The 25,851-nt window shown below is 65.3% G+C and carries 23 protein-coding genes and 1 tRNA gene; 6 read left to right on the top strand and 18 right to left on the bottom strand.

What is annotated here, in order from left to right; all coding sequences use genetic code 11:
• Positions 1–110 precede the first annotated feature (110 nt).
• Genes AC1DD3_RS15110 through AC1DD3_RS15100 form a run of 3 tightly spaced genes read left to right on the top strand, consistent with a single transcriptional unit; the run spans position 111 to position 2,330 of the window.
• Positions 111–899 (top strand): alpha/beta hydrolase, encoded by a 789-nt coding sequence (locus tag AC1DD3_RS15110; protein WP_230117690.1) that lies wholly within the window; start codon positions 111–113, stop codon positions 897–899.
• Positions 896–1,714, top strand: a complete 819-nt coding sequence (locus AC1DD3_RS15105; protein ID WP_230117691.1) for an alpha/beta hydrolase — start codon at positions 896–898, stop codon at positions 1,712–1,714. Before AC1DD3_RS15110 ends, AC1DD3_RS15105 begins: the two co-directional genes overlap by 4 nt.
• Positions 1,701–2,330 (top strand): hypothetical protein, encoded by a 630-nt coding sequence (locus tag AC1DD3_RS15100; RefSeq protein ID WP_230117692.1) that lies wholly within the window; start codon positions 1,701–1,703, stop codon positions 2,328–2,330. The genes AC1DD3_RS15105 and AC1DD3_RS15100 overlap by 14 nt, the downstream gene beginning before the upstream one ends.
• Before the next feature lie 32 nt (positions 2,331–2,362).
• Here AC1DD3_RS15100 and AC1DD3_RS15095 read toward each other — a convergent pair whose 3' ends face one another.
• On the bottom strand, positions 2,363–3,352 hold the full coding sequence (locus AC1DD3_RS15095) for an ROK family glucokinase (protein WP_230117732.1): 990 nt from the start codon (positions 3,350–3,352) through the stop codon (positions 2,363–2,365).
• A gap of 289 nt (positions 3,353–3,641) precedes the next feature.
• Here AC1DD3_RS15095 and AC1DD3_RS15090 point away from each other — a divergent pair, with 289 nt between their 5' ends.
• On the top strand, positions 3,642–5,462 hold the full coding sequence (locus tag AC1DD3_RS15090) for an AMP-dependent synthetase/ligase (RefSeq protein WP_230117693.1): 1,821 nt from the start codon (positions 3,642–3,644) through the stop codon (positions 5,460–5,462).
• A 138-nt stretch (positions 5,463–5,600) separates the two neighbouring features.
• On the opposite strand, the gene AC1DD3_RS15085 is transcribed toward AC1DD3_RS15090, so the two are convergent.
• Positions 5,601–7,085 carry a MinD/ParA family ATP-binding protein gene (locus AC1DD3_RS15085; RefSeq protein ID WP_476876583.1) on the bottom strand — a complete coding sequence of 495 codons (1,485 nt, stop codon included), beginning with the start codon at positions 7,083–7,085 and terminating at the stop codon, positions 5,601–5,603.
• 158 nt (positions 7,086–7,243) lie between these two features.
• Positions 7,244–10,639 carry a pyruvate carboxylase gene (locus AC1DD3_RS15080; protein WP_230117695.1) on the bottom strand — a complete coding sequence of 1,132 codons (3,396 nt, stop codon included), beginning with the start codon at positions 10,637–10,639 and terminating at the stop codon, positions 7,244–7,246.
• A 305-nt stretch (positions 10,640–10,944) separates the two neighbouring features.
• Here AC1DD3_RS15080 and AC1DD3_RS15075 point away from each other — a divergent pair, with 305 nt between their 5' ends.
• Positions 10,945–11,766 carry a ParA family protein gene (locus AC1DD3_RS15075; RefSeq protein ID WP_230117696.1) on the top strand — a complete coding sequence of 274 codons (822 nt, stop codon included), beginning with the start codon at positions 10,945–10,947 and terminating at the stop codon, positions 11,764–11,766.
• A gap of 105 nt (positions 11,767–11,871) precedes the next feature.
• On the opposite strand, the gene AC1DD3_RS15070 is transcribed toward AC1DD3_RS15075, so the two are convergent.
• The 5 genes from AC1DD3_RS15070 to gcvH form a co-directional block, all read right to left on the bottom strand.
• Positions 11,872–12,468: a MerR family transcriptional regulator gene (locus tag AC1DD3_RS15070; RefSeq protein ID WP_230117697.1), complete on the bottom strand. Its 597-nt coding sequence runs from the start codon at positions 12,466–12,468 to the stop codon at positions 11,872–11,874.
• A 254-nt stretch (positions 12,469–12,722) separates the two neighbouring features.
• The gene (locus AC1DD3_RS15065; protein ID WP_230117698.1) at positions 12,723–13,226 is read right to left on the bottom strand and encodes a bifunctional nuclease family protein; all 504 of its coding nucleotides are present in this window, start codon (positions 13,224–13,226) and stop codon (positions 12,723–12,725) included.
• Complete coding sequence (ftsR, locus tag AC1DD3_RS15060) at positions 13,226–13,942, bottom strand: transcriptional regulator FtsR (protein WP_230117699.1); 717 nt, start codon at positions 13,940–13,942, stop codon at positions 13,226–13,228. The genes AC1DD3_RS15065 and ftsR overlap by 1 nt, the downstream gene beginning before the upstream one ends.
• 22 nt (positions 13,943–13,964) lie before the next feature.
• A complete protein-coding gene (locus tag AC1DD3_RS15055; RefSeq protein ID WP_230117700.1) occupies positions 13,965–14,441 on the bottom strand; it encodes an FHA domain-containing protein in 477 nt (158 codons plus the stop codon).
• A 133-nt stretch (positions 14,442–14,574) separates the two neighbouring features.
• On the bottom strand, positions 14,575–14,961 hold the full coding sequence (gcvH, locus tag AC1DD3_RS15050; RefSeq protein WP_230117701.1) for a glycine cleavage system protein GcvH: 387 nt from the start codon (positions 14,959–14,961) through the stop codon (positions 14,575–14,577).
• A 141-nt stretch (positions 14,962–15,102) separates the two neighbouring features.
• On the opposite strand from gcvH, the gene AC1DD3_RS15045 reads away from it, so the two are divergent.
• The gene (locus AC1DD3_RS15045) at positions 15,103–15,975 is read left to right on the top strand and encodes an Fpg/Nei family DNA glycosylase (protein WP_476876581.1); all 873 of its coding nucleotides are present in this window, start codon (positions 15,103–15,105) and stop codon (positions 15,973–15,975) included.
• Between the two features lie 71 nt (positions 15,976–16,046).
• On the opposite strand, the gene AC1DD3_RS15040 is transcribed toward AC1DD3_RS15045, so the two are convergent.
• From AC1DD3_RS15040 to AC1DD3_RS14995, 10 genes are all read right to left on the bottom strand, one after another.
• A tRNA-Pro gene (locus tag AC1DD3_RS15040) sits at positions 16,047–16,123 on the bottom strand.
• Positions 16,124–16,262: 139 nt separating this feature from the next.
• Positions 16,263–17,813 (bottom strand): ribosome biogenesis GTPase Der, encoded by a 1,551-nt coding sequence (gene der, locus AC1DD3_RS15035; RefSeq protein ID WP_230117703.1) that lies wholly within the window; start codon positions 17,811–17,813, stop codon positions 16,263–16,265.
• Positions 17,814–17,823: 10 nt separating this feature from the next.
• Positions 17,824–18,555: a lysophospholipid acyltransferase family protein gene (locus tag AC1DD3_RS15030; RefSeq protein ID WP_476882021.1), complete on the bottom strand. Its 732-nt coding sequence runs from the start codon at positions 18,553–18,555 to the stop codon at positions 17,824–17,826.
• A complete protein-coding gene (cmk, locus tag AC1DD3_RS15025) occupies positions 18,548–19,261 on the bottom strand; it encodes a (d)CMP kinase (protein ID WP_230117705.1) in 714 nt (237 codons plus the stop codon). Before cmk ends, AC1DD3_RS15030 begins: the two co-directional genes overlap by 8 nt.
• On the bottom strand, positions 19,261–20,370 hold the full coding sequence (locus tag AC1DD3_RS15020; protein WP_476882020.1) for a prephenate dehydrogenase: 1,110 nt from the start codon (positions 20,368–20,370) through the stop codon (positions 19,261–19,263). The genes cmk and AC1DD3_RS15020 overlap by 1 nt, the downstream gene beginning before the upstream one ends.
• 3 nt (positions 20,371–20,373) lie before the next feature.
• Complete coding sequence (locus AC1DD3_RS15015; protein WP_230117707.1) at positions 20,374–21,600, bottom strand: pseudouridine synthase; 1,227 nt, start codon at positions 21,598–21,600, stop codon at positions 20,374–20,376.
• 107 nt (positions 21,601–21,707) lie between these two features.
• On the bottom strand, positions 21,708–22,370 hold the full coding sequence (gene scpB, locus AC1DD3_RS15010; protein WP_290369723.1) for an SMC-Scp complex subunit ScpB: 663 nt from the start codon (positions 22,368–22,370) through the stop codon (positions 21,708–21,710).
• Positions 22,367–23,251 (bottom strand): segregation and condensation protein A, encoded by an 885-nt coding sequence (locus AC1DD3_RS15005; protein ID WP_476882019.1) that lies wholly within the window; start codon positions 23,249–23,251, stop codon positions 22,367–22,369. Before AC1DD3_RS15005 ends, scpB begins: the two co-directional genes overlap by 4 nt.
• 5 nt (positions 23,252–23,256) lie before the next feature.
• Entirely contained in the window at positions 23,257–24,156 is a 900-nt protein-coding gene (locus AC1DD3_RS15000) for a ParA family protein (RefSeq protein WP_230117709.1), read from the bottom strand.
• Positions 24,157–24,410: 254 nt separating this feature from the next.
• A complete protein-coding gene (locus AC1DD3_RS14995) occupies positions 24,411–25,751 on the bottom strand; it encodes a cation:dicarboxylate symporter family transporter (RefSeq protein WP_476876575.1) in 1,341 nt (446 codons plus the stop codon).
• Positions 25,752–25,851 lie beyond the last annotated feature (100 nt).

The raw sequence follows: 25,851 nt of genomic DNA, 5'->3' as shown, positions 1-25,851 counted from the left end.
GTCCAAACCCCTCCGGAAGGCAACTGGCAGGCGCTCCAAAGGACCCGGCCAGCACTGCAATGCAACCCTACTCTAGTGAGATTTAGGCGTAACAGTGACACGATGGTCTCATGACAGAAAGCAGCGACCGGACCACGCCCGCCGCTTTCAGCTACCCGGGCCATGGCCCGAATGCGCGCATCGGAATCGCCATCTGCCATGGCTTCACCGGCAGCCCCTTGAGCATCCTTCCTTGGGCGGAATACCTGGCAGAACGGGGCTTCGCGGTCTCTGTACCGCTGTTGCCCGGCCACGGGACGCGGTGGCAGGATCTGGCCCGCACTGGCTGGGGCGACTGGTTCGGCGCCTTTGACAAGGCGTATCTGGAGCTTGCCGCCAAGACCGACGACTGCTATGTGGCCGGCTTGTCCATGGGCGGCGCCATCGCACTGCTGACTGCCGCCCGCCGGGATGTGTCAGGCGTGGCCGTGGTCAACCCGGGACTGAGTTTCTATGACCGCCGGGTCCGGGTCATCGGACTGCTCAAGTACTTCCAGCGGACCACGGTTCCCATTGAAGAGGAAAATCCGACGGCGTCCCGCACCGAAGACGGCGACTACTCACGGACGCCGCTGGCAGCCGTCCATCAGCTGAAAAGGCTCTTCGCGGCCGCTGTCCGCGGACTCCCCAGGATCAAGGCGCCGGTGCTGGTTTTCAAGTCAGTGAACGACATCGTGGTGCCGCCCACGTCCCTGGCTATGGTCAGGAAGGGTCTCGGATCAACCTGCCTTGAGGTCGTTTGGCTTCAACACAGCGGCCACGTTGCGACGCTGGATGTCGACGCCCGGGAAATTTTCGAAGCGTCCGCGCGGTTCTTTCAGGTGCACGCACGAAGCCACGTATCGTCGGAGAAGTCATGAGCATAGTTCCGGACCACAGTCCGTTCAGCAGCCCCTTTTCCGGCGAGGGCCCGAGTGTCGGCGTCGCACTCTCGCACGGGTTCACCGGCAGTCCGCACGCGGTGCGGGCCTGGGCAGCGGCGTTTGCCTTAGCCGGCTTCGCCGTCCGCATGCCGCTGCTTCCCGGTCATGGCACCACCTGGCAGGAACTGGCGCGAAGCCGCTGGCCGGAGTGGCATGACGCCATGGATGCGGCGTACCTGGAACTTGATGCCGAGTGCGACCAGGTCTTCTCGGCGGGCATCTCAATGGGCGGCGCCCTGGCCCTTCGTATCGCCGCCACCCGGCCGGTTGCCGGCACCATCCTCGTCAATCCCGCACTTGTCATCGACGATCCCCGCGCCCCGCTGGCCGGAATCCTCAAGCTGGTGCTCAAGAGCACGCCGTCCATAGGAAACGACATCCTCAAACCGGGCATTGACGAGGGCGCCTACGCCAGAACCCCCGTGGCGGCGGCCCATGAACTCAACAAGATGTTCAAGGACACCCGCAAGCTGTTGCCGCGCATTACAGCCCCGGTGCACGTGTTCCGCTCCACGGTGGACCACGTCGTTTCCGACTCGAGCATCGTAGCCCTTCGGCGCGGCCTGACCCGCGCGCCCCTGCAGTTGACCAAACTTGAGAACAGCTATCACGTAGCGACCCTCGATAACGACGCCGAGCAGATCTTCAGCGGCTCGGTGGACTTCATCCGTGACGTTCTCGCGCAGACCCGCCCGGGTCTGAAGCAGTCCGCGACAGCAAGCCAGAAGGGCGAGCCCGATGAACAGGCCTGATTCAAATTCGTCCGATCCCAGCGCCAACCAGGACGACGCCGTCTGGCTGGATCTCGTGGCCAGGCTGGAAGCGGACACTGCTTTTGATCCCGAAACCCGCAACCAAAACGGTGCCGGGAGTACTCCCGCCGCGGACAGCACCGGCGCCGCCGGCGGCACGATGCCAGGTTCCGCAGCGGAGAGCCCGGCCAAGCACTTCACCGACTTTGATCCGCTGGGGCTCGCACCGCGTGCCGGCGCGCCCACCGAGTTGTCGGCAGCAGAGCGGCAGGAGGCGGCCGCCCGCCAGCGCGCTGCCGAGAACGCTCCGCCGGGGTCCGGGGCGCCGGGATCTGCAGGATCCGAAGGCCCACGCGACTACGGCATGGAAGACGACGATGGCGCATTTGTGCCCGAGGAACCGCCCAGCCTCTCGGCCACCGACCCCCTGACCATGCTGGCGTGGATCGGCGCAGTGGGCGCTCCAGTGGCATTGGTATTGTCGGCGATGTTCTGGCGCTCAGCGCCGCTCCTGGCGATCCTCGGCATGGTGGTCACCTTTGTGGGCGCGGTGGTCTACCTGATCATGAAGCTGCCCCAGGACAAGGACGAAAACGACGACGGCGCCCGGGTCTAAGCGGGACGCCGGGTCTAAGCGGGAAGGCCGGGTCAGTTGTGCGTCCGGCTACTGACGCGGGACAGGTCTGCGGCGCCGATGAGTCCGGCGTTCGGCCCGAGGGCCGCGAGGGCAATCTCCGCGGCAGGGCGGAAGCCGCGCCCGGTGAGGTTCCGGGCAAAGGCCTTCCTGGCCGGCGCCACGAGCAGCTCGCCGGCCGCGCAAAGTCCACCGCCGATCACGAATTTTCCCGGGTCGAGTGCCGCGGCCAGGTTGGCCAGCCCGAGCCCCAGCCAGTCCCCCACATCTTCCAGCAGCTCCCGCGACGCCGCGTCTCCGGAGATGGCCAGTTCGGTCACCGTGGCTCCCGTGATGCGGTCTGCGTGTCCGTCGACGGCCTTGAGGAGCTCCTGCGCCACCGGGGAGTTAGCGAGGGCGAGCTCCCGGGCCTCCCGGCCGAGGGCATTGCCGGAAGCGTACTGTTCCCAGCAGCCGCGGTTGCCGCATTCGCAGCGGTGGCCGCCGGGCATGATGATCTGGTGCCCGAATTCCCCTGCGACACCGAATCGGCCCCGCTCGACACGGCCGTCCATGACCATGGCCCCGCCGATACCGGTCCCGAGGGTGATGCACACCAGACGGTCCTGCCCCTGGCCGGCGCCAAACCGCCATTCTGCCCACGCGGCGGCGTCGGCGTCGTTGACCAGCATGACGGGGCGGCGCAGCAGGCGCTGCAGGTTGTCCCTCAGCGGTTCGTTGCGCCAGGCAAGGTGCGGGCTGAAGAGGACGGTGCCGCCGTCGAGATCCATCCAACCGGCCGCGCCGATGCCCACGGACCTGATCCGGGCTCCGCGGCCCAGTTCCTCCACGAGTTCGACTATTACCTGTTCGACGGCACGGGGGTCACTACCTGGGGTGGACCGCCTGGCTTCGCTGACGATCCGTCCCTCCGCGTCGACTACCCCGGCCGCAACCTTGGTGCCGCCGATGTCGATGCCGATGGCCAGCCCCGTGCCGGCTGGGCGCATGTGCTGCCGGAACATCCGGCGGGGTGAGCTGCCGCCCTGGCTGCCGAGCGAGCGTCGCCGCCATGCCCGCGGTCCGGTCTCACGGGTCGGGCTGTGCGGTCCGGTCTGTTCGCTGGGCGGGGGCTGCTGCATAATCCCCCATTCTAGGTGTCGGCGCCGGGGCACGCCCGCCCGTGACTTATTGGCTGAAACGGCGCATTGACGTAATGTTACTGGCGAGTAGCTAAATGGCACCTGGCCCGCATGGGCGGGGTACTAAGGTTAGGACTAACCGCAGCGGCCTACGGATATCAAAGGAGCTATCGTGCGCGAATTCAGTGTTCCGCCCCTGGTGACCGTCCCCCCGGACACCAATATCACGGACCTTGTGGTGCGCCAGGCGGCCAAGGCAACAAATCCGGCCCTGTTTTCCCGGCTGGACGCTGCCGGTCAATGGCAGGACATCGCGGCCGTGGACTTCCTGGCAGACGTCTCCGCCCTCGCGAAGGGACTCATTGCCAGCGGCGTGGGCGCCGGAGACCGCGTGGGGATCATGTCCCGCACACGCTACGAATGGGCACTCGTCGACTTTGCCATCTGGTTCGCCGGCGGCGTGTCCGTGCCCATCTATGAGACATCCTCTCCGTCCCAGGTTGCCTGGAACCTGGGCGATTCCGGGGCGGTGGCCGCCTTCGGCGAGTCCGACCACCACGAAAACATCATCAGGCAGGCTGCCGTCTCCGAGGGTCTCACCGCCCTCACACACGTCTGGCAGCTTGAAGGACGAGGCCTGGATGCCCTCCGCGAAGCCGGGTCGAACGTCAGCGACGACGAACTCGAGGAACGCCGGCAGGCCGCCAACCTCAGCGACATCGCCACCATCATCTACACCTCCGGAACCACGGGCCGGCCCAAGGGCTGCGAACTGACGCACGGGAATTTCGTGGAACTGTCGGAGAACGCGCTGGCCACCTCACTGCGCCAGATCGTCAACGAGCAGGCCCGGACCATCATGTTCCTCCCGCTGGCCCACGTCTTCGCACGTTTCATCTCGGTCCTCGCGGTCGCAGCGGGCGTCACCGTGGCCCACACGCCGGACATCAAGCACCTCCTGCCCGATCTGCAGAGCTACAAGCCCACGTTCATCCTTGCAGTGCCCCGCGTGTTCGAGAAGGTGTACAACTCGGCGCTCACCAAGGCCGAGGACAGCGGAAAGGGCGCGATTTTCCACAAGGCCGCCGACACCGCCATTGCCTATTCCCGCGCCCGGCAGGACGGCGGCGTCGGGTTCGGGCTGAAAATCCGGCACGCAATCTTCGACAAGCTCGTCTACGGAAAGCTCCGTGCCGCCTTGGGGGGCCAGGTGGCGCACGCAGTGTCCGGCGGCGGTCCGCTGGGTGAGCGGCTCGGCCACTTTTTCCAGGGCATCGGACTGCAGATTCTGGAGGGCTATGGCCTGACAGAGACCACGGCGCCGATCAGCGTCAACACCCCCGAAAGGATCAAGATCGGTACGGTCGGTGCGCCGCTGGCCGGCAACACGGTGAAGATTGCCGACGACGGCGAGATCCTCACCAAAGGCGTTTGCGTCATGCGGGGCTACTACCAGCGAGATGACCTCACGGCCGAGGCGTTTGTGGATGGCTGGTTCCGAACCGGAGATATCGGCCAGCTCGATGCCGACGGCTTCCTGACCATCACCGGCCGGAAAAAGGAAATCATTGTGACCGCCGGAGGCAAGAACGTGGTTCCGGCCTTGCTCGAGGACCAGATCCGGGCCGATGCGCTGGTTTCCCAAGTACTCGTGGTGGGCGACAACCGCCCCTTCATCGGTGCACTGGTCACGCTCGACGAGGAGGCCCTCCCGGGATGGCTGCAGCGCCACGGCCTGCCGCCGGAAACCACCGTGACCGAGGCTGCGGACCACAGCGCCGTCCAGGCGGCAGTGCAGGAGCTGATCAACCATGCGAACCAGTCCGTTTCGCAGGCAGAGGCCATCAAGTCCTTCAGGATCGTTCCATCTGACTTCACCGAAGCCTCGGGCCACCTGACCCCATCTATGAAGGTCAAGCGCGCGCAGGTCATGAAGGACTTCGAGTTATTCATCGATGAGATGTACAAGTCCCCTAAGCCGACACGCGCCTGACAAGTCCGCACGCACAGGGCCCTCACGCTCACAGCCCACACGCACAGGGCCCTTACGCACAGGAAAGCACAGAGCCCCGCCGGAGCGTCCGGCGGGGCTCTGTTCTCACTGCTGCATCTAGAACAGGTCAGGGCATGCTCAGGCCTGTTGCAGTTCCTCCATCACGAGGGACGCAAGCTCCACCGCTGCACTGCGTGTTGCAGGCTTCAGCTGGCTCAGCTGGATCCGGGACCCCTCGGCGAGGTGCCGGTCGTGGGGAATCCGGACAACGTTCTTGACCCGGGACAGGAAATGCTGCTCGATTTCGTCGATGTTGACCAGCGTGCGGTCACCGGCAGCCATGTTGATGACAACGGTGGCTCTGGCTACCAGATCCTGGCGACCGTGCGCTTCCAGCCAGGACAGCGTTTCAGAAGCCAGCCGGGCCTCGTCCACGCTTCCGCCGGAAACGAGGACCACGGCATCGGCCTTTTCGAGCGTGCCCTTCATGACGGAGTGCACCATGCCGGTCCCGGAGTCCGTCAAAACGATCGAGTAGTAGCGGCCAAGGATGTCGGTCACAGCCCGGTAATCGGCGTCGTCGAAGGCATGGGCCACCATGGGGTCGGTGTCGGAGGCCAGGACGTCGAGCCGGGAACCGTCCCTGGCGGTGTAGTTGGACAGCTGAGCGAAGGAGTTGACGGTAAACCTGTCCTTGACCAGCTGGCGTGCCGTAAAGTCCGCCCGGCCGGGAGAACGGTCTGACAGCGTTCCGCGGTCCGGATTGGCGTCCATGGCGATGACCCGGTCCTCGCGCAGGTCTGCCAGCACCATGCCCAGCAATGTGGTGACGGTGGTCTTCCCCACGCCGCCCTTGCGGGACAGAACGGGAACATAGCGCGTCCGTTCCCCAAGCCGCATGGCGATTCGGTGCTCCATGGCGCGCTGGATCCTGACCCGGTCCGGATCCCCCAGATTCACGAAGCCCAGGGTGGCCTGGTACAGCCACCGCCGCCAGCCCGCCACAGGTGCAGCGGCGGCTTTGTTCAGCAGGCGGTCCGCCGTCAGTGCGGCAGCGGGTTCCGGCCCTTCCGCACGTTCCCGGCGTTCACTGATGTGGTCCGGCGCTTCGCCGGGAGCTTCGCCCGTGTCCTCAGCCCCCGCCTGGTGCTGCCCGGCGTCCGGGTGGTTGGGGTCCGGGTGGTTGAGGTCCGGCTGGTTCGGGTCCGGCCGGACGGCGCCAGAGTGCGCTTCAGACTCTGTGCCCGGCTGCGTCCCTGGCCCGGCGGCAGCACCGCTTGGCGCCAAGTTCCCGGGCCCCGCCGTCACGAGGGGCATGGCCGCTGCCGCGGCGGCAGGCTGCGACATGGTGTTGACGGCGGACAGCGAGCCAACCGACGTCCTGTCCTGGGCGTCGGAGACTGTCACAACGCTGATGTCGCCAGAGGGTGGAACGGACGGCGGGGCAGCCGGCGCCGTGTCCCGCGGCGGTGTGTCCTGGGACGACGCGCTCTGCGGCGCTTCATCGTGACGGACGGCTGCGGTCTCGGTGGACGCGGCGCCAGTCTCCTCCAGAACCGGATCTTCAGCGCCGGCAGCCCCGGCGGACCTCGGCGCGGGCTTTGGCGTGTTCGTCTGCGTCATGGGCTCCCGCTCAGTGTTTTCATCGTCGTCATTCAAAGGCTGTGGGGGCGGCGTCCGCCGTCCCCACAGCCTTCATTCAGATTCCCAGCCTACCGGCAAGCATCCGGGAGTACCGCGCAGCGGTAGCGCCGGGCTGTGCCCGGCGCTACCACCCGCAGTTACTCAACGACGAGCAGCAGGTCTCCGCCCTGGACCTGTTCCACAGCGGAAATCGCCAGCCGCGTGACTTTGCCGCCCACCGGCGTCGTGATTGACGCCTCCATCTTCATGGCCTCGATGGTGGCAACAGTGTCGCCGGCATTGACGGTGTCGCCGGCCTTGACGGTGACCGTCACGGCTCCCGCGAACGGGGCGGCGACGTGCCCCGGCTGGGCAGGATCGGCCTTCTCCGCAGCCTTCACGTTGCTGACCACGGACGTGTCGCGCACCAGGACGGGCCGGGACTGGCCGTTGAGCGTGCACATGACCGAGCGCATGCCCTTCTCGTCGGGTTCCGACACGGCTTCCAGCGAAGCGATGAGGCGGACGCCCTTCTCCAGCTCGATGACGTGCTCCGCGCCGCGCTGCAGGCCGTAGAGGTAGTCGCGGGTGTCCAGGACCGAAACGTTGCCGTACGTTTCCACGCTCTTCTCGTAGTCCTTGGTGGGGCCGGCAAAGAGAAGCCGGTTCAGGGTTCGCTGCCGGGTCTTCGAGTCCCCGCGAAGCGCGGCGCTGTCCTCGGCGCTGAGCTCGGCATCACGGACCTTGATGCTCCTGCCCTGCAGTGCCTTGGTGCGGAACGGTTCGGGCCAGCCTCCCGGAGGATCACCCAGCTCGCCGGAGAGGAAGCCGATGACCGAGTCCGGGATGTCGTAGTTCTGCGGGTTCTCGTTGAAGTCTGCCGGGTCGGCGTTAAGCCCAACGAGGTGAAGGGCGAGGTCGCCAACCACCTTGGAGGACGGCGTGACCTTCACGAGGCGCCCCAGAATGCGGTCCGCAGCGGTGTACATGTCTTCGATCGCCTCGAAGCGTTCGCCCAGGCCCAGTGCCATGGCCTGCTGCCGCAGGTTGGAGAGCTGCCCGCCCGGGATCTCGTGTTGGTACACGCGGCCTGTCGGGCCCGGGAGTCCGGACTCGAAGGGAGCGTAGACCCGGCGTACTGCTTCCCAGTAGGGCTCCAGCGAACTGACATTGGCGAGGCTCAGGCCAGTGTCCCGCTCGGTGTGCGCCAGTGCCGCGACCAGTGCGGAGGCTGACGGCTGGCTGGTTGTCCCAGCGAGCGAAGCCGACGCAACGTCCACGGCATCGACGCCTGCGTCAACGGCGGCGAGGAGGGTGGCCAGCTGTCCGCCGGCGGTGTCGTGGGTGTGCAGGTGGACCGGGAGGTCGAACTTTTCACGCAGGGCGCGGACCAGCTTGGCTGCAGCAGCAGGACGCAGCAGTCCCGCCATGTCCTTGATTGCGAGGATATGGGCGCCGGCGTCCACGATCTTCTGCGCCAGCTCCAGGTAGTAGTCCAGCGTGTAGAGCTTTTCCTCCGGGTCAAGCATGTCGCCCGTGTAGCAAAGCGCGACTTCGGCGACCGCTGTTCCAGTGGCCCGGACGGCGCGGATGGCCGGCGCCATCTGGTTGACGTCGTTGAGGGCGTCGAAGATCCGGAAAATGTCGATGCCGGTGGCGGCAGCTTCGTTGACGAAGGCCTCCGTGACCTCTTCGGGGTACGGCGTGTATCCCACGGTGTTCCGGCCGCGGAGCAGCATCTGCAGGCAGATGTTCGGCAGGGCTTTCCGGAGTGCGGCGAGACGGTCCCAGGGGTCCTCACCCAGGAAGCGCAGGGCCACGTCATAGGTTGCGCCGCCCCACGCTTCGACGGACAACAGCCCGGGAAGCAGTCCGGACACCGCAGGTCCGGCGGCAACAAGGTCTCGCGTGCGGACGCGGGTGGCCAACAGCGACTGGTGGGCATCACGGAAGGTGGTGTCGGTAACTGCCACGGCCGCTTGCTCACGCAGTGCCCGGGCGAACCCTTCCGGGCCGAGCTCCTGCAACCGCTGGCGTGAACCTGGCTGCAGATCGGGGCCGGCCACGGCGGGCAGCTTGTCGGCGGGATCGGAATGGACCTTGAGCTCGCCGTTGGGCTTGTTGACGGTCACCTCGGCCAGCCATGTCAGCAGCTTGGTGCCCCGGTCGGCGGAGACCCGGGCTTTTAGAAGCTCCGGACGCTCGTCAATGAATGAGGTGGCCACGTTGCCGGCGATGAAGTCGGCGTCGTCCAGCACGGCCTGCAGGAAAGAGATGTTCGTGGATACGCCACGGATGCGGAACTCCGCGAGGGCACGGCGCGCCCTTGCGACCGCTGCCGGGTAGTCCCTGCCGCGGCAGGTGAGCTTAACGAGCATCGAATCGAAGTGGGGGCTGATTTCGGCACCGGAGTAGACGGTGCCGCCGTCGAGCCGTACGCCGGCGCCGCCGGCGGAGCGGTAGCCGGTGATCTTTCCGACGTCGGGACGAAAGCCGTTGGCAGGGTCCTCGGTGGTAATGCGGCACTGGAGTGCTGCGCCCTTGAGGAACACTGTTTCCTGGGACAGGCCCAGGTCGGCCAGGGTTTCTCCAGACGCGATGCGGAGCTGGGCCTGGACCAGGTCGACGTCGGTGACCTCTTCGGTGACCGTGTGCTCCACCTGGATCCGCGGGTTCATTTCAATGAACACGTGCTGTCCGGCGCGCTCACCGACGGTGTCCACCAGGAACTCGACGGTTCCTGCGTTGACGTAGTTGAGCGCCTTGGCGAACTTGACCGCGTCGCGGTAGAGCGCCTGCCGGATGCCTTCATCGAGGTTGGGGGCCGGTGCGATCTCGACGACCTTCTGGTGGCGCCGCTGGATGGAACAGTCACGCTCAAAGAGGTGCATGACGTTGCCCTCGGCGTCGGCCAGGATCTGCACTTCGATGTGGCGCGGACGGAGCACCGCCTGCTCGAGGAACATGGTGGGATCGCCGAAGGCCGCATCGGCCTCGCGCATGGCGGCCTGCAGGGCCTCCGGGAGCGCCTCGCGGGTGTCCACCCGGCGCATACCGCGCCCGCCGCCTCCGGCCACGGCCTTGGCGAAGATCGGGAAGCCGATTTCGTCGGCGGCGGCGATCAGTTCGTCAAGGTCCTTGGACGGCGCGCTCGAGTTGAGAACCGGAACACCGGCCTTGCGGGCCGCTTCCAGCGCGGATACCTTGTTGCCGGCGAGTTCCAGGACCTCTGCCGGCGGGCCGACGAAGGTGATGCCGGCAGCTTTCGCGGCCCGGGCAAGGTCGGGGTTTTCGGACAGGAAGCCATAGCCGGGGTAGATGGCATCGGCTCCGGACTCCTTGGCTACCCGCACCACCTCATCAACGTCCAGGTACGCGCGGACGGGGTGGCCCTCTTCACCGATCAGATATGCCTCATCGGCCTTCTGGCGGTGAATCGAGTTACGGTCCTCGTTGGGGAACACGGCAACGGTCTTGGCGCCCAGCTCGTAGCCGGCGCGGAAAGCGCGGATAGCGATTTCGCCGCGGTTGGCCACCAGAATCTTGGAAAACATACTTCTCCTGCATCATTGCGGGTGTATCGGTAAGTGGTCACAGTGTGTAAGACGCGTGCATTGAAACACAAATCATTGTGTCTACCATCACAGAATTATCCGTCATGTCGGTGCCACAATCACTCCGTCCCCTGCATGGCCCCGAAAGCGTCTTTCGCGGAGCCATGCCCGGGCCGGATAAGAAGGGTTTAGGCGCCGGGTCAACATATGATGAATGGGGCGGCGGAAGCCTGTCCCCGGTTCCGGCAGTGCCGGAGCGGAAACTACCCCAACACGGCAACCGGCGTTAGGTATTGGTTTTTCAAGTGCAAGTAGTCAGCATCAGCAGCCTCAAAGGCGGTGTCGGCAAGACATCCGTCACGACCGGATTGGCGTCTGCGGCACTGGCCGCCGGAATTCCGACACTAGTAGTGGACCTGGATCCCCATGCCGACGCGAGTACCGCCCTGGGAGTGCAGCCGAGCGACAGGCTGGACATCGGCAGGATGCTCAGGAATCCGCGGAAGGCCAAGCTTCCTGACAACGTTGTTGCCAGCGGCTGGACCGGACGGGCGGGAAGCAACGGTTCCGGCCCTGCCGTCCTGGACGTGGCCGTGGGGTCCGCCTACACAGGGATCTACGACCGTCCGGACCTTGGCAAAAGGGATCTCCGCAGGCTGTCCGCCGTCCTGGCGGGCGCAGATAAATACGAGCTGGTTCTGGTGGATTGCCCGCCGTCCCTGAACGGTCTGACGCGGATGGCCTGGTCCGCGAGCACCAAGGTTGCCCTGGTGGCCGAACCGGGCCTGTTCTCCGTGGCAGGGACCGAGCGCACCATGCGCGCCATTCAGCTGTTCCGGCAGGAATTCGCGCCCAACCTTTCTCCCGCGGGGATCGTCGCCAACCGCGTGCGCTCCGGATCGTCCGAACACGCGTTCCGCCTGGCCGAAATGCAGTCGATGTTCGGCGACCTCCTGCTGACACCCCACATTCCGGAACAGGCCAACTGGCAGCAGATCCAGGGCGCAGCGCATTCCGTCCATCATTGGCCCGGCGACTCCGCCAAATCCACTGCGGGACTTTTTGATGCGCTCCTCGGCAACCTGATGTCGGCCGGCAGGGGAAGCCGCAGCCGCAGCAGCCGCTAGGGAGCGCGAGCGACGCAAAATGGGCGAAGGCCGCCTCCCCGTCGGGGAGGCGGCCTTCGCTCATTTGAAGCTTTGAAGGGCGGGCGCCGGCTGCGCCGTGTGGCCCTAGCCGATCTTGCGGGCTGCGCGGCGCTTGCTCAGTTCGTCGTCCGGAAAGGTCTGGTCGCTCGCGTGCTCACTGGGCAGGGAGGCCAGGCTGCCTTCAACCTCACGCCAGACCCGCCCCACGGCAATGCCAAACACGCCCTGACCGCCCTGGACGAGGTCGATCACCTCGTCTGCGGAGGTGCATTCATAAACGCTGGCACCGTCGCTCATGAGGGTGATCTGCGCCAGGTCCTCGACGCCGCGCTCCCGCAGGTGCTCCACTGCGGAGCGGATTTGCTGGAGCGACACACCTGTATCCAGGAGGCGCTTAACCACCTTCAGGACAAGGATGTCGCGGAAGCCGTACAAGCGCTGAGATCCTGAGCCCGCGGCGCCGCGTACAGCGGGTTCGACCAGGCCCGTCCGGGCCCAGTAGTCCAACTGCCGGTACGTTATGCCTGCCGCCTTGCAGGCTGTGGGGCCACGATAGCCGGCGTCCTCGTCAAGGACGGGGAGGTCCTCAGTGAAGAGAAGGCCCTGAGCACCGCTTGCAGGCACAGCTACGCCGGCCGTCGAGGGCTGCTTCAGCTCGCCTGCTTCGCCTTTCGGACTCACGTGGATCCTCCTTGTCATGAGCTCCCTTGAGGAAGTTGCTGCAACAGCTCCTACAGGCATGAGGATCAGAATGAAAACTCACGCATGTAATTTGGCCGGAGTAGCACTTTCCAGTGTGACTTGCGCGGCTGTTGTATGCAATGGGAACTTGGTACCTTCGACGTTAGGCCCGCCGCGGCCCAAGGTCAAAGACGTTCGGGTCATTCACGGGGCGTGTCGAAAGTTTCACCCTCAACTTTAACCTTAACGTGACCTTAGCCGTCGAAGTCTTCCGGTTCCACGTCGTCCAGGAACTCCCTGAACCTGCGCAGTTCACGTTCTTCATCCACGGTGGGACCGGGCTCGGTGTCCTCACCTTCGTCGTGTTCGGTGATTCTCACCCCGGCCTCGTCCATCACCGAATCCGCACACCAGATCCGGCATTTGGCGCGCAGCGCAATGGCCAGCGCATCCGAGGCCCGTGAACTGACGGTCGCGCCATTCTCAAACTGGAGCTGCCCGTAGAAGATGTTGTCTTCCACCGCCACGATATTGACGCTGACCACGGAGTGCCCGAGCGTCTCCACCACGTCCACTAGGAGGTCGTGGGTCATGGGCCGGGGCGGCACCACGCCCTGCTGTGCCAGGGCGATCGCGCTGGCTTCCGGTGTCCCGATCCAGATGGGTACATGGCGTTCCCCGTGGATCTCCCGGAGAAGCACAAGGGGCTGGTTGGAGGGCAGCTCGATCCGGACGCCCACAATCTCGACTTCGATCATCAGATCTCCATCCGTGAAATACGGTCCTGGACCAGAGCCCGGTGCAGGGTCAGGCAGAGGTCGCTGATTTCACGGGCCGCCTCTGCGGCCCGCGCCTGCGAGGCGGCGTCCTTGCGTGACGTCAGCGTGGCAACAGCCCGTTCCACCAGGCCGAATTCGCGCTCGGCCGCAGCCTGGAAGGGACGCAGGTGCCGGGGCTCAAGCCCGTGACCTTCGAGCTGGACGCAGGCGCGCGCGACCTGCAATGCGTGTTCGTCAAACTTGCCGTTGGTGTGGCCGATCAGCCCGTAACTCAGCAGAGACTGCAGCAGCGGGACGCTTGCCCCGGACTCGGCGCGCAGTTGTTCCTCGCTGAGCTTGCGGGCCCTGTTTTGCAGCTCTGCCGCGAGCTCGTCGGAGACGATCCGTGGAGAGACAGTCACTCCTGGCGGGAGGTTCTCCGGCCGTTCCCCGCGGTCAATGGCGTCAAGGTAGTCCTTGATCACCTTCAGCGGCAGGTATTGGTCACGCTGGAGGGACAGGACGAACCGCAGCCGCTCGACGTCGCCGTCGGAGTACTGCCGGTAGCCTGCCGGCGTGCGCCGGGGATTGATGAGTCCTTTTTCCTCAAGGAACCTGATTTTCGACGCCGTCATGCTGGGGAAGTCGTCGCTCAGCTGAGCGAGGACCTCCCCGATGTTCAGGACCAGGGGTCCGCGGCGCTCCGGTTGTGCCATTGCCACAGGCAGCCGCTCCGAATCAGACGCGTCCTGCTGCGCGGGCAGGGCTCAAGTAGAAGGTGAGTCGGAATTTGCCGATCTGGACTTCGTTTCCGGACTTCAGTTCCACGCTGTCCACGCGGTCGTGGTTGACGTACGTGCCGTTAAGGCTGCCGGTGTCCACAACTTCGAAGCTGCGTGCCGTGCGGCGGAATTCAACGTGGCGGCGGGAGACAGTGACATCGTCGAGGAAGATGTCTGCGTCCGGGTGCCGCCCGGCTGTGGTGACGTCGGAGTCAAGCAGGAAACGGGCGCCCGAGTTGGGCCCGCTGTGTGCGACCAGCAGTGCGGAACCGGAGGGCAGCGCTTCAACAGCAGCCCGTTCCTCCGGCGAAAGCTTGGGTACGATGGTCGGCTCATCGTGAACTGGAGTGAGGTTGATCGAGGTTGTCTCCGAAGCCCTGCCCACGCCCGTGCCGTAATCACCGTTGGTGTGGTTCTGTTCGCCGCCAACCATGGATTTCTCCTCCTTCGTTGCAGATGTCCCCCTGCAATCAACGCATACCGTCCGGAAATGCCTGGCAGATCCGGTTTCCGCCCGCTGTCCGGGCCACTGGAATCCAATGGCCCGTCAGCGCGAACGGTTAGCTTTAGCCTACCTGTTGTTCGTACTCCGATGCACTGAGCAGGGAGTCCACTGCATCCGCTTCCGCCAGCTTGACCTCGATGAGCCAGCCGTCGCCGTAGGGATCGGAGTTAATGAGGGCTGAATCAGTGTCCAGGGCTTCGTTGCGGGCCACGATTTCACCGGACACCGGGGCGTAGATATCGCTGACGCTCTTGGTGGACTCGACCTCACCCACGACGTCGTTCGCGGTGACGGTGGTTCCGACCTCCGGCATCTGCGCGTAGACGACGTCCCCGAGCGCGTCCTGGGCGAAGTCAGTGATCCCCACCCGGACCACGCCATCGGCGTTCGGCACGGACACCCACTCATGTTCGGCGGTGTAGGACAGATCAGAGGGAATGTTGCTCATCAGGGGCCTTTCATCGGGTCAATCACCAATGTCAACGGAGGCGTAAGGAACAAGCCACCGCTGAAAGTATAGGCATACCTGCCCGGCCGCAGACGGCTCCGGGGCACTGACAGCGCCGCACGGGTGTGCCACAGTGGGGGCATGCCAGAACTACCCGAAGTGGCCGGCCTGAGCAGTTTCCTCGGCACACATTTGCACGGCACAGTGCTGATGAAGCTCCAAGTCCTCTCCGTGGCCGTGTTAAAGACGGCTGATCCGCCCTACACCGCCCTCGAGGGCCGCACCGTGACGGGAGTCCGGCGCTTCGGAAAATTCATCAGCCTGGACGCCGAGGGCCTGCACCTCGTTTTCCATCTCGCCCGGGCCGGCTGGGTCCGCTATACGGAATCACCGTCATCAGCGCCGCTCCGTCCGGGTAAGGGGCCCATTGCTGCCAGGCTGGGCTTCGAAGGAGCGGACCAACAGCACATCGGAGTCGATCTGACGGAAGCGGGCACCAAAAAGAGCCTTGCCGTCTATGTGGTGGCGGATCCCCTCGATGTTCCGGGCATCGCCGCCCTCGGACCCGATCCGCTGGACCCTGGGTTCAGCCTCGGACAGTTCGCGGAGATACTCGCGTCCAGTCCGCACCAGATCAAGGGCGTGCTCCGAAGCCAGAGAGTGATGGCCGGAATCGGAAACGCCTACAGCGACGAGATCCTCCACGCTGCAAAGATCTCCCCTTTCGCCATGGCCACCGCCCTGCACCAGGACAGCGTCCGGATCCTCTATGACTCCATCCACAGCGTCCTGGGGGCGGCCGTGAAAGAGGCACTGGGAAAGGCGCCGGCAGACCTCAAGGATGCCAAGCGCGGCGCCATGCGCGTACACGGGCGCACCGGGCTGCCGTGCCCCGTCTGCGGCGACACCGTGCGTGAAGTCTCCTTCGCGGATACCGCGCTCCAGTACTGTCCCACCTGCCAGACCAGCGGCAAGATCCTGGCCGACCGCAGGCTGTCCCGCTTGCTGAAATAGGGGGCTTTCAAGTAGGCCATCTTCGGACAACGAAAAACCCCGCCACCCGGAAGGTTGGCGGGGTTTTGCTTTGGTCGGGCTGACAGGATTTGAACCTGCGACCCCTTGACCCCCAGTCAAGTGCGCTACCAAGCTGCGCTACAGCCCGTCAGTCCTGCCGTTCTCCGCTTCAGTGATATTCAGAAGAATTTCACCTAAGCAGTCCGGCCGAACCACCTCCAAAAGCTTACACGATTCCGGAGGGTGCCCGTGACATTTTCACCCGCCACGGGCCCGGTGTGTCCTAATTAACGCTTCTTGCCCCGTTTTTCGCGAACACGCATGTTCACTTCGATGGGCGTGCCCTCGAATCCGAACGTTTCGCGCAGCCGGCGGGTGATGAACCGGCGGTAGCCCGGATCCAGGAAGCCTGTGGTGAACAGGACGAACTTCGGCGGGCGGCTGGAGGCCTGGGTGCCGAAGAGGATCCTTGGCTGTTTGCCGCCGCGGACGGGGTGCGGGTGCGCGGCCACAAGTTCGCCCAGGAAGGCATTGAGCCGCCCGGTGGGGATCCGCTTGTCCCAGTTCTCGAGCGCCAGATCCAGCGCGGGCACAAGGCGGTCCTTGTGCCAGCCGGTCTTGGCCGAGATGTTGACGCGCGGAGCCCACTCAACATGGGCCAGGTCCTGCTCGATTTCACGCTCCAGGTAGCGGCGCCGTTCGTCGTCCAGCAGGTCCCACTTGTTGAACGCGAGCACCAGCGCACGTCCGGATTCGATGGCCAGCTGGAGGATGCGCACATCCTGCTCGCTCAGCACCTCGTCAACGGCCAGAAGCACGACGGCGACCTCCGCCTTTTCGAGCGCGCTCTGCGTACGCAGGGAGGCGTAGAAGTCGGCGCCCTGAGCCATGTGCTGGCGCCGCCGGATACCGGCGGTATCGACGAAACGCCACGTCCGGTCGCCCAGTTCGATGAATTCATCCACCGGGTCACGGGTGGTGCCGGCGGTGTTGTCCACCACCACGCGCTCGGATCCTGCGAGCTTGTTGAGCAGGGAGGACTTGCCAACATTGGGCCGGCCGATCAAAGCCACGCGGCGCGGGCCCCCGGAGCGTTCCAGGCCCTCGATGGTAGAGAATTCCGGAAGCGTGTCCATGACGTGGTCAAGGAGGTCAGCAACGCCGCGGCCGTGGAGGGCCGAGACAGGGTACGGCTCGCCGAAGCCGAGCCCCCACAGCGTGGCTGAGTCTGCCTCCTGGGCAAAGTCATCAACCTTGTTGGCCACCATGATGACCGGCTTCTTGCTCCTGCGCAGCATCTTCATGACGCCCTCATCCGTGGCAGTCGCGCCCACGGCGGAGTCAACCACGAACAGCACGGCGTCGGCCAACTCCACGGCCATTTCGGCCTGTTCCGCCACCCGGGCGTGGATGCCGCGGGCATCGTGCTCCCAGCCGCCGGTGTCCACCACGGTGAAGTTACGGCCGTTCCAGTGGGCGGCGTACATCACGCGGTCGCGGGTCACGCCCGGGGTATCCTCCACGACGGCCTCGCGGCGGCCCAGGATACGGTTCACGAGCGTGGACTTTCCCACGTTCGGGCGGCCAATGATCGCCAGCACGGGATCCAGCTTGACCGGACCTTCAAGGTCCTCGTCGTCATAGCGTCCGCTCAGGAGGGCGGCGTCTTCCTCGTCGAGTTCGTAGTCGTCCAGCCCGGCACGGAGCGAGGCCGCGCGGAGCTCTGCCTCATCATCGTCCAGGGCGGCAAGATGCTCAGCCACCTGGTCGGTGCCGGTGGGCGTGTATTCGTCTTCGCCGGCGCCGGAGCGGCCGGAAGTTTGAGTCGTATCGCTCATTGCACTTTCCTTAGTGGTGATCTGCCGGCAACCCGGCTACTGCGTTGGAACGTTCTTGCGGGAAGTCCGCGTCGGGCAAAGCCTGCCCGCTTGTCTGTATGGTGTCTTGGACGTGTTTCGCCAGCGCAGCGCGGATTTCCATTCCCGCCCTGTCCATTGAAGCACGGCCCGTCTCGCCGGGGTTCCGGCTGACGGCGATGGCCGCACCAAAGCTGACGTACAGCCTGCGGCCGGGGCGTGGAATGGTATCCAGGTGCTCGCCGCCCTGCCTCGTGCCCAGGATGGCCACCGGGACCACCGTTGCCTCCGAGTTCAGGGCGAGCCAGGCCACTCCGTTGCTGATGCCGGTAGCCTTGCCGCTCCCCCGGGTGCCTTCGGGCAGGATCCCGACGCAACGGCCGGCGTCGAGCACTGCCTTGCTGAGCTGCAGTGCGGCCCGGTCACCGGAGCGGTCCACGGGAAGCTGGCCCGAAGCCCGCAGCACCCGTCCCAGGAATCCCTTGAACATCTCCTGTTTGACGAGGATGTGCATGGCGCGCGGAGAAGCTCCGAACATGACGGGGCCGTCCAGGAAGCTGATGTGGTTGCCGGCGAATATCACCGGGCCCTGGACCGGAACGTTGGAGCGGCCGGTGACGGTGGTCCGGTAGACAGCGTGGTCCAGCAGCCAGCCCACGGCGCGGCTCCAGCCTGTGGTCCAGCGGGCCGGAATGCTGACGGCGCCCTGCGCGGCGTTACTCATGATTGATGACCTTGGTGACGATCCGCAGTGCCGCGGTTACGGTCTCCTCGAAGTCCAACTCGGACGAATCGAGAGTGACCACGCCATCCGCCGCCTGGGTGAAGTTCACCACTGTCGAATCCTTGGCGTCCCGTTGGGTCACCTGTGCTGCCAGTTCTTCCGCGCTTTGGGTGCCGCCCAGCTGGATTCCCCGCCGCCGCAGGCGCGCCTCTTCACTGGCGGTGAGCAGCATGCGCACCTGGGCGCCGGGCACGACGACGGTGGTGATGTCCCTGCCTTCCACCACCATGCGGCGGTGGTGCTTTTCGATCAGCGCACGCTGCCGGCGGATCAGTTCCGTCCGGGCTCCGAGGGTGGTGGCCACGGCGCTGACAGCCGACGAGATCGCAGGTTCCCGGATTGCTTCGGTGACATCGGTGCCGGCCACCCGCACATACTCTTCATGCGGTGTGGTGCTGATGTCGAGCGGCAGCTCTTCGGCGGCAAGCTCCACGGCAGAGGCGTCAGTAAGGTCGGTTCCGCGGTCGAGGCAGAACCAGGTCAGGGCACGGTACATGGCGCCAGTGTCGAGGTAGGCGAGGCTGAGGCGGCGGGCCACCTCCTTGCTGACGCTGGACTTGCCGGAGCCCGAAGGACCGTCGATGGCCACCACGAGCGGCCGACCGAGCCGGAGGGCAGGCAACGTGTCGATAAGTTCCTGTGTCATCACTGCAGTACCCGCCATCCACGGTCGTTGAGGGCCTCAATGAGGAGGTCGTGCCTGTTGGGCAGCACGGACAGCTCCACCATGCCGACATTCTGTCCGGATGAGTGGTCCAGGCGGAGGTCCTCGACGTTGACGCCGATCTCTCCGATTTCTGTCAGCAGCCGGGCGATCTGCCCGGGCCGGTCATCCACCAGCACGGTCAGCCACGAGTATGCCTGCGCCGGACCGCCGTGCTTGCCCGGGATCCTTGACTGGCCGGCGTTGCCTTCACTGATCAGCTGGGCAAGGTCGAGGCGGGCACCCGGGGCTTCCGGATCCTCCAGCGTGCCGATGAGCCTGTTCAGGTCTTCCCGGACGCTGTGCAGGATCTCCACAACCTTGCCCGCGTTGAACCCAAGAATCTGGACCCACAGTGTGGGGTCGCTGGCAGCAATCCGGGTCGTATCGCGGAGGCCGTTACCGGCCAGCGACAGCGCATGCAGCGGCGTGCCCTGCAGCCTGCTGGCCAGCAGGGATGACATCACTTGTGGCAGGTGCGATACCAGTGCTACGGCTTCGTCGTGTTCCTCGGCCGTGAACTGGGACACGACGGCGCCGAGGTCAACGGCCAGGGCCCGTGCTGCCTGCAGCGCCGGGGCTGACGTTTCCTCAGCCGGGCAGAGCACCCACGGCATGGACGTGAAGAGCTCGCCGCGGGCAGCAACTGGCCCGGACTTTTCGCGTCCGGCCATGGGATGGGTGCCGACATAGCGGCCCAGGTCCACGCCGCGGCGGCGCAACTCGCCCTGGATGCCGGCCTTGACGCTGGCAATGTCCAGCACGGTGGCATCCGGGTAGTCGGACAGCGCACGTTCCACGACGTCCGCTGTCACGTCCGGCGGGGAAGCCACCACAACCAGCTCAGGCTGCTCCCCGCCCAGCGATGCCAGGGGCAAACCGGCGCCGATGTCCACGGCGACGGCCTGGTTGGTGGGCGACGGGTCAGACAGGTAAACGGCCACGCCGCGGCCACGAAGGCCCAGGCCGATACTCGTGCCGAGCAGGCCCGTGCCGATGACAACGACCGGGCCGTTCAGGTGCCCTCGGCCGTGAGTACGGAATGCCGACATGCCCTAGAGCCCTACGGATGCCAGCAGGTGGCCGACTTCCTGCTTGCCGAGGTTGCGGATGCTTCCCTGGCGCTGGTCACCCAGCCCGATCGGTCCAACCTTGACACGCACCAGGCGCAGCACGGGGAATCCGACGGCGTCGAAAAGCCTGCGCACAATCCGGTTCTTGCCTGAGTGCAGCACCACTTCGATCAGCACGTGGCCCGGAGTGGAGTCGACCAGCTTGAAGGAATCAACGGAGGCGAATCCGTCTTCGAGTTCCACACCGGCCTTCAGCTGTGCGCCGATCCCCTGCGGGAACGGGCCGCGGACCTGGACGAGGTATGTCTTGGGGACCTCATACGACGGGTGCGTCAGGCGGTTGGCGAGTTCGCCGTCGTTTGTCAGCAGCAGCAGCCCTTCGGTGGCGACGTCGAGACGTCCAACGTGGAAGAGCCGTTCGCCGTGGGTGTTGCGGACAAAGTCGCTGATGCACGGGCGGCCGTCGGGATCCTCCATGGTGGAGACGACACCCTTGGGCTTGTTGAACACCATGTAGACCATGTCTTCGTCCAGCTGGATGCGGAGGCCGTCAACGTGGATCACGGCGGTCGTCGGATCGACGCGGACACCGAGTTCAGTGACGACCTGGCCGTCGACTTCGACACGGCCCTCGGCGATCATCTCTTCGCACACGCGCCGCGAAGCCACCCCGGCCTGGGCCATGACCTTCTGCAGGCGGACGCCGTCGGAGTCGTGCAGTTCGGACTGCGGCACGGGGCCGCTGGGGCCGCGCTTGCGCGAAGGTTTGCGGACGGCGCCGAGGTTCTGGCCGAACCGTTCGCCGCCGAACGCCCGCGTACCGAAGGTCTTGGCTGCAGCGGACCGCGGCTTGGGCTTGAGCGCGCCGGGAGTGCCGGGCGTCTTTCCTGCCCCGGGCTTGCGAGCTCCGGGCTTGCGGGCCGATGACTTGGCGCCGGACTTCCAGTCCCCGGTGGCCGGCCGGGCAGCCTGACCGGCGGGTGCCTCGTCTGGATCGACGAAGCGCTCCTCGCGGGGCTTCGGCGCCTTGTGCGGACGGTCGCCGAACGGCCGGTCTCCGCCCTTGGAAAAATCGCGCTGCCCTGAGCCGAAGCCTGCGCCGCGCTGGCCTGCAGGGCCGGCCTGCCCTGCGCCGCGCGCTGAATTGCGTTCCGGACCTTTACGTCCTGAACTGTTACGTGGTGAACCCTGGCGTCCCGCCTGTGTCATGACCCGTCCTTCGTTGTGTTGACCGGCAACGGTTGTCCAAGGACAACACTAGCCAGCCGTGCAGATTAAATCTGCCCCTATAAATACTGTCGCGCAGGCCCGATGGCCTACATTCTTCCGGCGTCGTAGAACTCTTCGATTCCTTCCAGCCCCGGAAGGTGCGGCGAAATCTGAGGCAACTCAGCCACCGAGCCGATTCCCATGCGTTCAAGGAAATACGACGTCGTGCGGTACAGGACGGCGCCCGACTCCGGATCTGTTCCGGAATCCTCGATCAGTCCGCGCTGGGTCAGCGTCCGCACGACAGAGTCAACGTTAACTCCCCGAATTGCAGACACCCTGGCCCTGGAAACGGGTTGCCTGTAGGCGATGACGGCGAGCGTTTCAAGCGCGGCCTGGGTCAGTCTGGCTGTCTGGCCCTCAAGGACGAAGGCACCGACAATGTCGGCGAATTCGGCCCGTGAGTAGATGCGCCAGCCACCGGCAACATTCCGCAATTCAAAGCCCCGGGGGCTGGAGGTAAAGCCAGCTTCTCTGGCGATTTCCATATCCGGGGCTTTAACAGTATAGCCGTCATACTCGCGCTGCAGTTCCAGCAGCAGCAGCTCGACGGCATCCACCGTCAGGTTCAGCCCGGCTGCCAGGTCCGTGGCTGAGGCGGGCTGGTCCAGCACCATGAGCACGGCCTCCAGGGCAGACCGGGCACCACCGGGAAGCCCGGAGACGTCAAGGCCGTCGTCGGGAGAAGGTTCCTGGTGGGTGTTCCTCACGGCTGTTCCTCATATTCTTCGCTCAGATGATCGCTGCTCCACCCGGCGCCCGGCGCAGTCCAGCGGACGGTCAGGTCACCGAGCGGGGCAAGCTGGTTGAAGGCCACTACCTGGTCCCGGAAGAGTTCCAACAGGGCCAGGAACCGCGCAACCACCATGAGGGTGGACTCGGCATCCGCGATCAGCGCCCGGAAGGACAGGGGTTTTCCCTGCTGCAGGCGAAGCCCGATCAGCTCCGCCTGTTCCCTGACACTGACAGGACTGCCGTGGAGGTGCGCCAGCCCCACTTCGGTCGGCTCAGGAGTTTTTGGTTTCACGGCTGCTTCGGCAAGCGCGGCGAACTGCTGCGGCGTGTACTTCCAGACAAGCTCCGGAAGCATGGCGGCAAAGTGCTCTTCCAGCGCCACCTGACGCGGGTACCGACGCGACTCCAGCTCAAGTGTGGTGTCCATTAGCGCAGCCACCTGCTTGAACGCCTTGTATTGCAGCAGCCGGGCAAAAAGCAGGTCCCGGGCCTCCAGGAGCGCTATGTCCTCATCGTCCTCGACTTCGCCCGCGGGGAGCAGCCGGGCGGCCTTTAGGTCCAGGAGTGTGGCGGCGATGACGAGGAACTCGCTGGCCTCGTCGAGGGCCCACTCCTCCCCCAGTTGCTGCAGGTTCCGGATGTACTTGATGAACTCATCGGTCACAGTGGCAAGCGCCACCTCGGTGATGTCGAGCTGATGCTTGGAGATCAGGGCAAGCAGGAGGTCGAAGGGGCCGGTGAAGTTCGCCAGCCGCACTTCAAAGCCGGACTTCCGCACTTCCGGCGGGGTCCCGCCGTCGTCCGCGTCCGCCTGCTGGCCGCCCTGCGCGAGCGGCGTTGCCGACTCAGCCGTCATCCAGGCTAGGGCGCGCCGCCGCGCGAGATAAGTTCCTTGGCGAGGCGGCGGTAGGCGTCGGCACCGATGTGGTTGCCGGCGTAGCTTGTAATCGGTTCGGCGGCCACCGTGGCGTCGGCGAACTTGATGGAACGCTTGATGACGGTTTCGAAGACTTTGTCCCCGAAGGCCTCCACGAGGCGGGTGATGACTTCGCGGCTGTGCAGGGTGCGGGCGTCGTACATGGTGGCGAGCACGCCGTCCACCTGCAGCCGCGGGTTGAGGCGGTCCTGGACCTTGTCGATGGTTTCCACGAGCAGCGCCACGGCCCTGAGGGCAAAGAATTCGCAGATCAGGGGAATGATGACGCCGTGGGCGGCGGTGAGGGCGTTGACCGTGAGCAGGCCGAGGGAAGGCTGGCAGTCGATCAGGACGATGTCGTAGTCGTCCTCGACCTTTTTCAGCGCGCGGTCCAGGACCTGTTCGCGGGCGACCTCGTTGACCAGCTGGACCTCCGCAGCGGACAGATCGATGTTGGCCGGGAGAAGGTCAACGTTCTCGACGCCGGTCTGGTGGATGGCATCGCGGATGTCCACCTTCCGGTCCATCAGGACGTTGTAGACGGTGAGGTCCAGTTCATGCGGGTTGACGCCGAGCCCGGCGGACAGTGCGCCCTGGGGGTCGAAGTCCACCAGCAGCACGCGGCGGCCGTACTCTGCCAGCGCGGCCGCAAGGTTGATGGTGGACGTGGTTTTGCCCACGCCGCCCTTCTGGTTGACCATGGCAATCACGCGGGCCGGTCCATGGGAGGACAGCGGCGCGGGCTCCGGAAATTCGCGGTAGGGACGTCCTGTGGGACCCATCACGGCGTCTTCCAGGTCGAGTTCCGTGCCTTCCAGAGTTGCTGAACCCTGTTCGCTGCTCACGTATCTATCCACACTTTCGATGACGGTGATGTTTCTGCGCCTGACTGTCGAGCGCCCATGCTTCTTCCACCCAAGGCTACAGCGCCCGACACGGCATTCCGTGGAACTTGACTTTTGATGGCGCTTGAGCCTTTACCTTGTACCTGAGGTAGAAGGTTGCCCCGCCCCCGGCCTCCCGGGCAAATGAGAACCGCCCGCACAGGCTACGCCTGTGCGGGCGGCGGTCCGGCGCATCGGCGCCGGGATTGTTTGTGTCAGGCCTTGGCCGGAACAGCCTGTGCCGGGGTTTCCACCATGCCATGGTGGTCGGCCATCATGGTCTGCTCGTTGAACGGCTCCTCGCCGGAGAGCACGCGGTCCACCTGTTCGCCGTCAATTTCCTTGACCCAGGTGCCGATCAGGACGGTCGCCACGGCGTTGCCAGTGAAGTTCGTCAGGGCACGGGCCTCGGACATGAACCGGTCGATGCCCACGATCATGCCGACGCCGCCGAGGAGTTCCGGCCTGTGAGCCTGGAGACCAGCGGCCAGCGTGGCAAGGCCGGCACCGGTAACGCCGGCTGCGCCCTTGGAAGCGATGATCATGAAGATCAGCAGCGAGATCTGGGACCCCAGGTCCAGCGGAGTTCCCATCGCGTTGGCCACGAACAGTGACGCCATGGTCAGGTAAATGGCGGTGCCGTCCAGGTTGAACGAGTAGCCCGTGGGCACGGTGACGCCGACAACCGGCTTGGAGACACCCAAGTGCTCCATCTTGGCGATCAGGCGGGGCAGCGCGGCCTCGGAGGACGAGGTGGAGAAGATCAGCAGATATTCACGTGCAAGGTACTTCATGAGCTTGAAAATGCTCACCCCGGCCACCACCTGCAGCAGGCCGCCGAGGATCACGACGATGAAGAGTGCGCAGGTGATGTAGAAGGCGACCATGAGGGTGAACATGCTCACGATGGCCTGGAAGCCCGTGGCGCCGACGACTGCGGCGATGGCACCGAACGCGCCGACCGGGGCGAGCCACATGATCATTATCAGGATCCGGAAGACAACTGCCTGGCCGAGACCGATTGCCTTGAGGATCGGGGCGCCCTGCGGGCCCATCTTCTGGAGGGCGAAGCCCACGAGGATCGCGGCGAGCAGCGTGGGAAGCACGGGGACGTCACTGGGAATGATGCCCAGCAGGAAGTCCACGGTGCTGTCCGTTGCGGCCTTCTTGTTGGGATCGTAGGGGGCAAGTTCCAGTCCCTCACCGGGGTGGATGATGTTGCCCACCACGAGGCCGATCGCCAGGGCGAATGTGGACATCACCACGAAGTAGCCGAGGGCCAGGCCGCCCACCTTGCCGACAGTGGCTGCCTTGGCGATGGAGCCGATGCCCAGCACGATCGTGCAGAAGATGATGGGGGCGATCATCATTTTGATGAGCTTGATGAAGCCGTCACCCAGCGGCTTCAGGGATTTGCCGACCTCCGGGAACAGCAGTCCGACGACTGCGCCCAGGATGACGGCGGCGATGACGGCGATGTAGAGGTAGTGGGACTTGTCGAGTCCCTTGCGCGCGGCTTTGGCCGGCGCAGCCGACTCTCCTCGTTGAGAAGCCATGGTGTCTCTCCTTATGGATAATCTGGAAGACGCTTCGGCTCAGCCTCTGGGCTCTTCGCGTCGGTCCTTTGTGATTTCCATCATTGGGCATGGCGTGACC

The sequence above is a fragment of the Arthrobacter sp. 05T444 genome (assembly GCF_056395905.1).
This window is presented reverse-complemented; position numbering and strand designations above follow the sequence as displayed.

Coding starts and splice junctions, on each gene's coding strand:
- AC1DD3_RS15110 (WP_230117690.1), top strand. CDS start 111: ATGACAGAAAGCAGCGACCGGACCACGCCCGCCGCTTTCAGCTACCCG.
- AC1DD3_RS15105 (WP_230117691.1), top strand. CDS start 896: ATGAGCATAGTTCCGGACCACAGTCCGTTCAGCAGCCCCTTTTCCGGC.
- AC1DD3_RS15100 (WP_230117692.1), top strand. CDS start 1,701: ATGAACAGGCCTGATTCAAATTCGTCCGATCCCAGCGCCAACCAGGAC.
- AC1DD3_RS15095 (WP_230117732.1), bottom strand. CDS start 3,352: ATGTTCCGGCAGCACATGCGCCCAGCCGGCACGGGGCTGGCCATCGGC.
- AC1DD3_RS15085 (WP_476876583.1), bottom strand. CDS start 7,085: ATGACGCAGACGAACACGCCAAAGCCCGCGCCGAGGTCCGCCGGGGCT.
- AC1DD3_RS15080 (WP_230117695.1), bottom strand. CDS start 10,639: ATGTTTTCCAAGATTCTGGTGGCCAACCGCGGCGAAATCGCTATCCGC.
- AC1DD3_RS15065 (WP_230117698.1), bottom strand. CDS start 13,226: ATGATCGAAGTCGAGATTGTGGGCGTCCGGATCGAGCTGCCCTCCAAC.
- ftsR (WP_230117699.1), bottom strand. CDS start 13,942: ATGGCACAACCGGAGCGCCGCGGACCCCTGGTCCTGAACATCGGGGAG.
- AC1DD3_RS15055 (WP_230117700.1), bottom strand. CDS start 14,441: ATGGTTGGCGGCGAACAGAACCACACCAACGGTGATTACGGCACGGGC.
- gcvH (WP_230117701.1), bottom strand. CDS start 14,961: ATGAGCAACATTCCCTCTGATCTGTCCTACACCGCCGAACATGAGTGG.
- AC1DD3_RS15045 (WP_476876581.1), top strand. CDS start 15,103: ATGCCAGAACTACCCGAAGTGGCCGGCCTGAGCAGTTTCCTCGGCACA.
- der (WP_230117703.1), bottom strand. CDS start 17,813: ATGAGCGATACGACTCAAACTTCCGGCCGCTCCGGCGCCGGCGAAGAC.
- AC1DD3_RS15030 (WP_476882021.1), bottom strand. CDS start 18,555: ATGAGTAACGCCGCGCAGGGCGCCGTCAGCATTCCGGCCCGCTGGACC.
- cmk (WP_230117705.1), bottom strand. CDS start 19,261: ATGACACAGGAACTTATCGACACGTTGCCTGCCCTCCGGCTCGGTCGG.
- AC1DD3_RS15020 (WP_476882020.1), bottom strand. CDS start 20,370: ATGTCGGCATTCCGTACTCACGGCCGAGGGCACCTGAACGGCCCGGTC.
- AC1DD3_RS15015 (WP_230117707.1), bottom strand. CDS start 21,600: ATGACACAGGCGGGACGCCAGGGTTCACCACGTAACAGTTCAGGACGT.
- AC1DD3_RS15005 (WP_476882019.1), bottom strand. CDS start 23,251: ATGACGGCTGAGTCGGCAACGCCGCTCGCGCAGGGCGGCCAGCAGGCG.
- AC1DD3_RS14995 (WP_476876575.1), bottom strand. CDS start 25,751: ATGGCTTCTCAACGAGGAGAGTCGGCTGCGCCGGCCAAAGCCGCGCGC.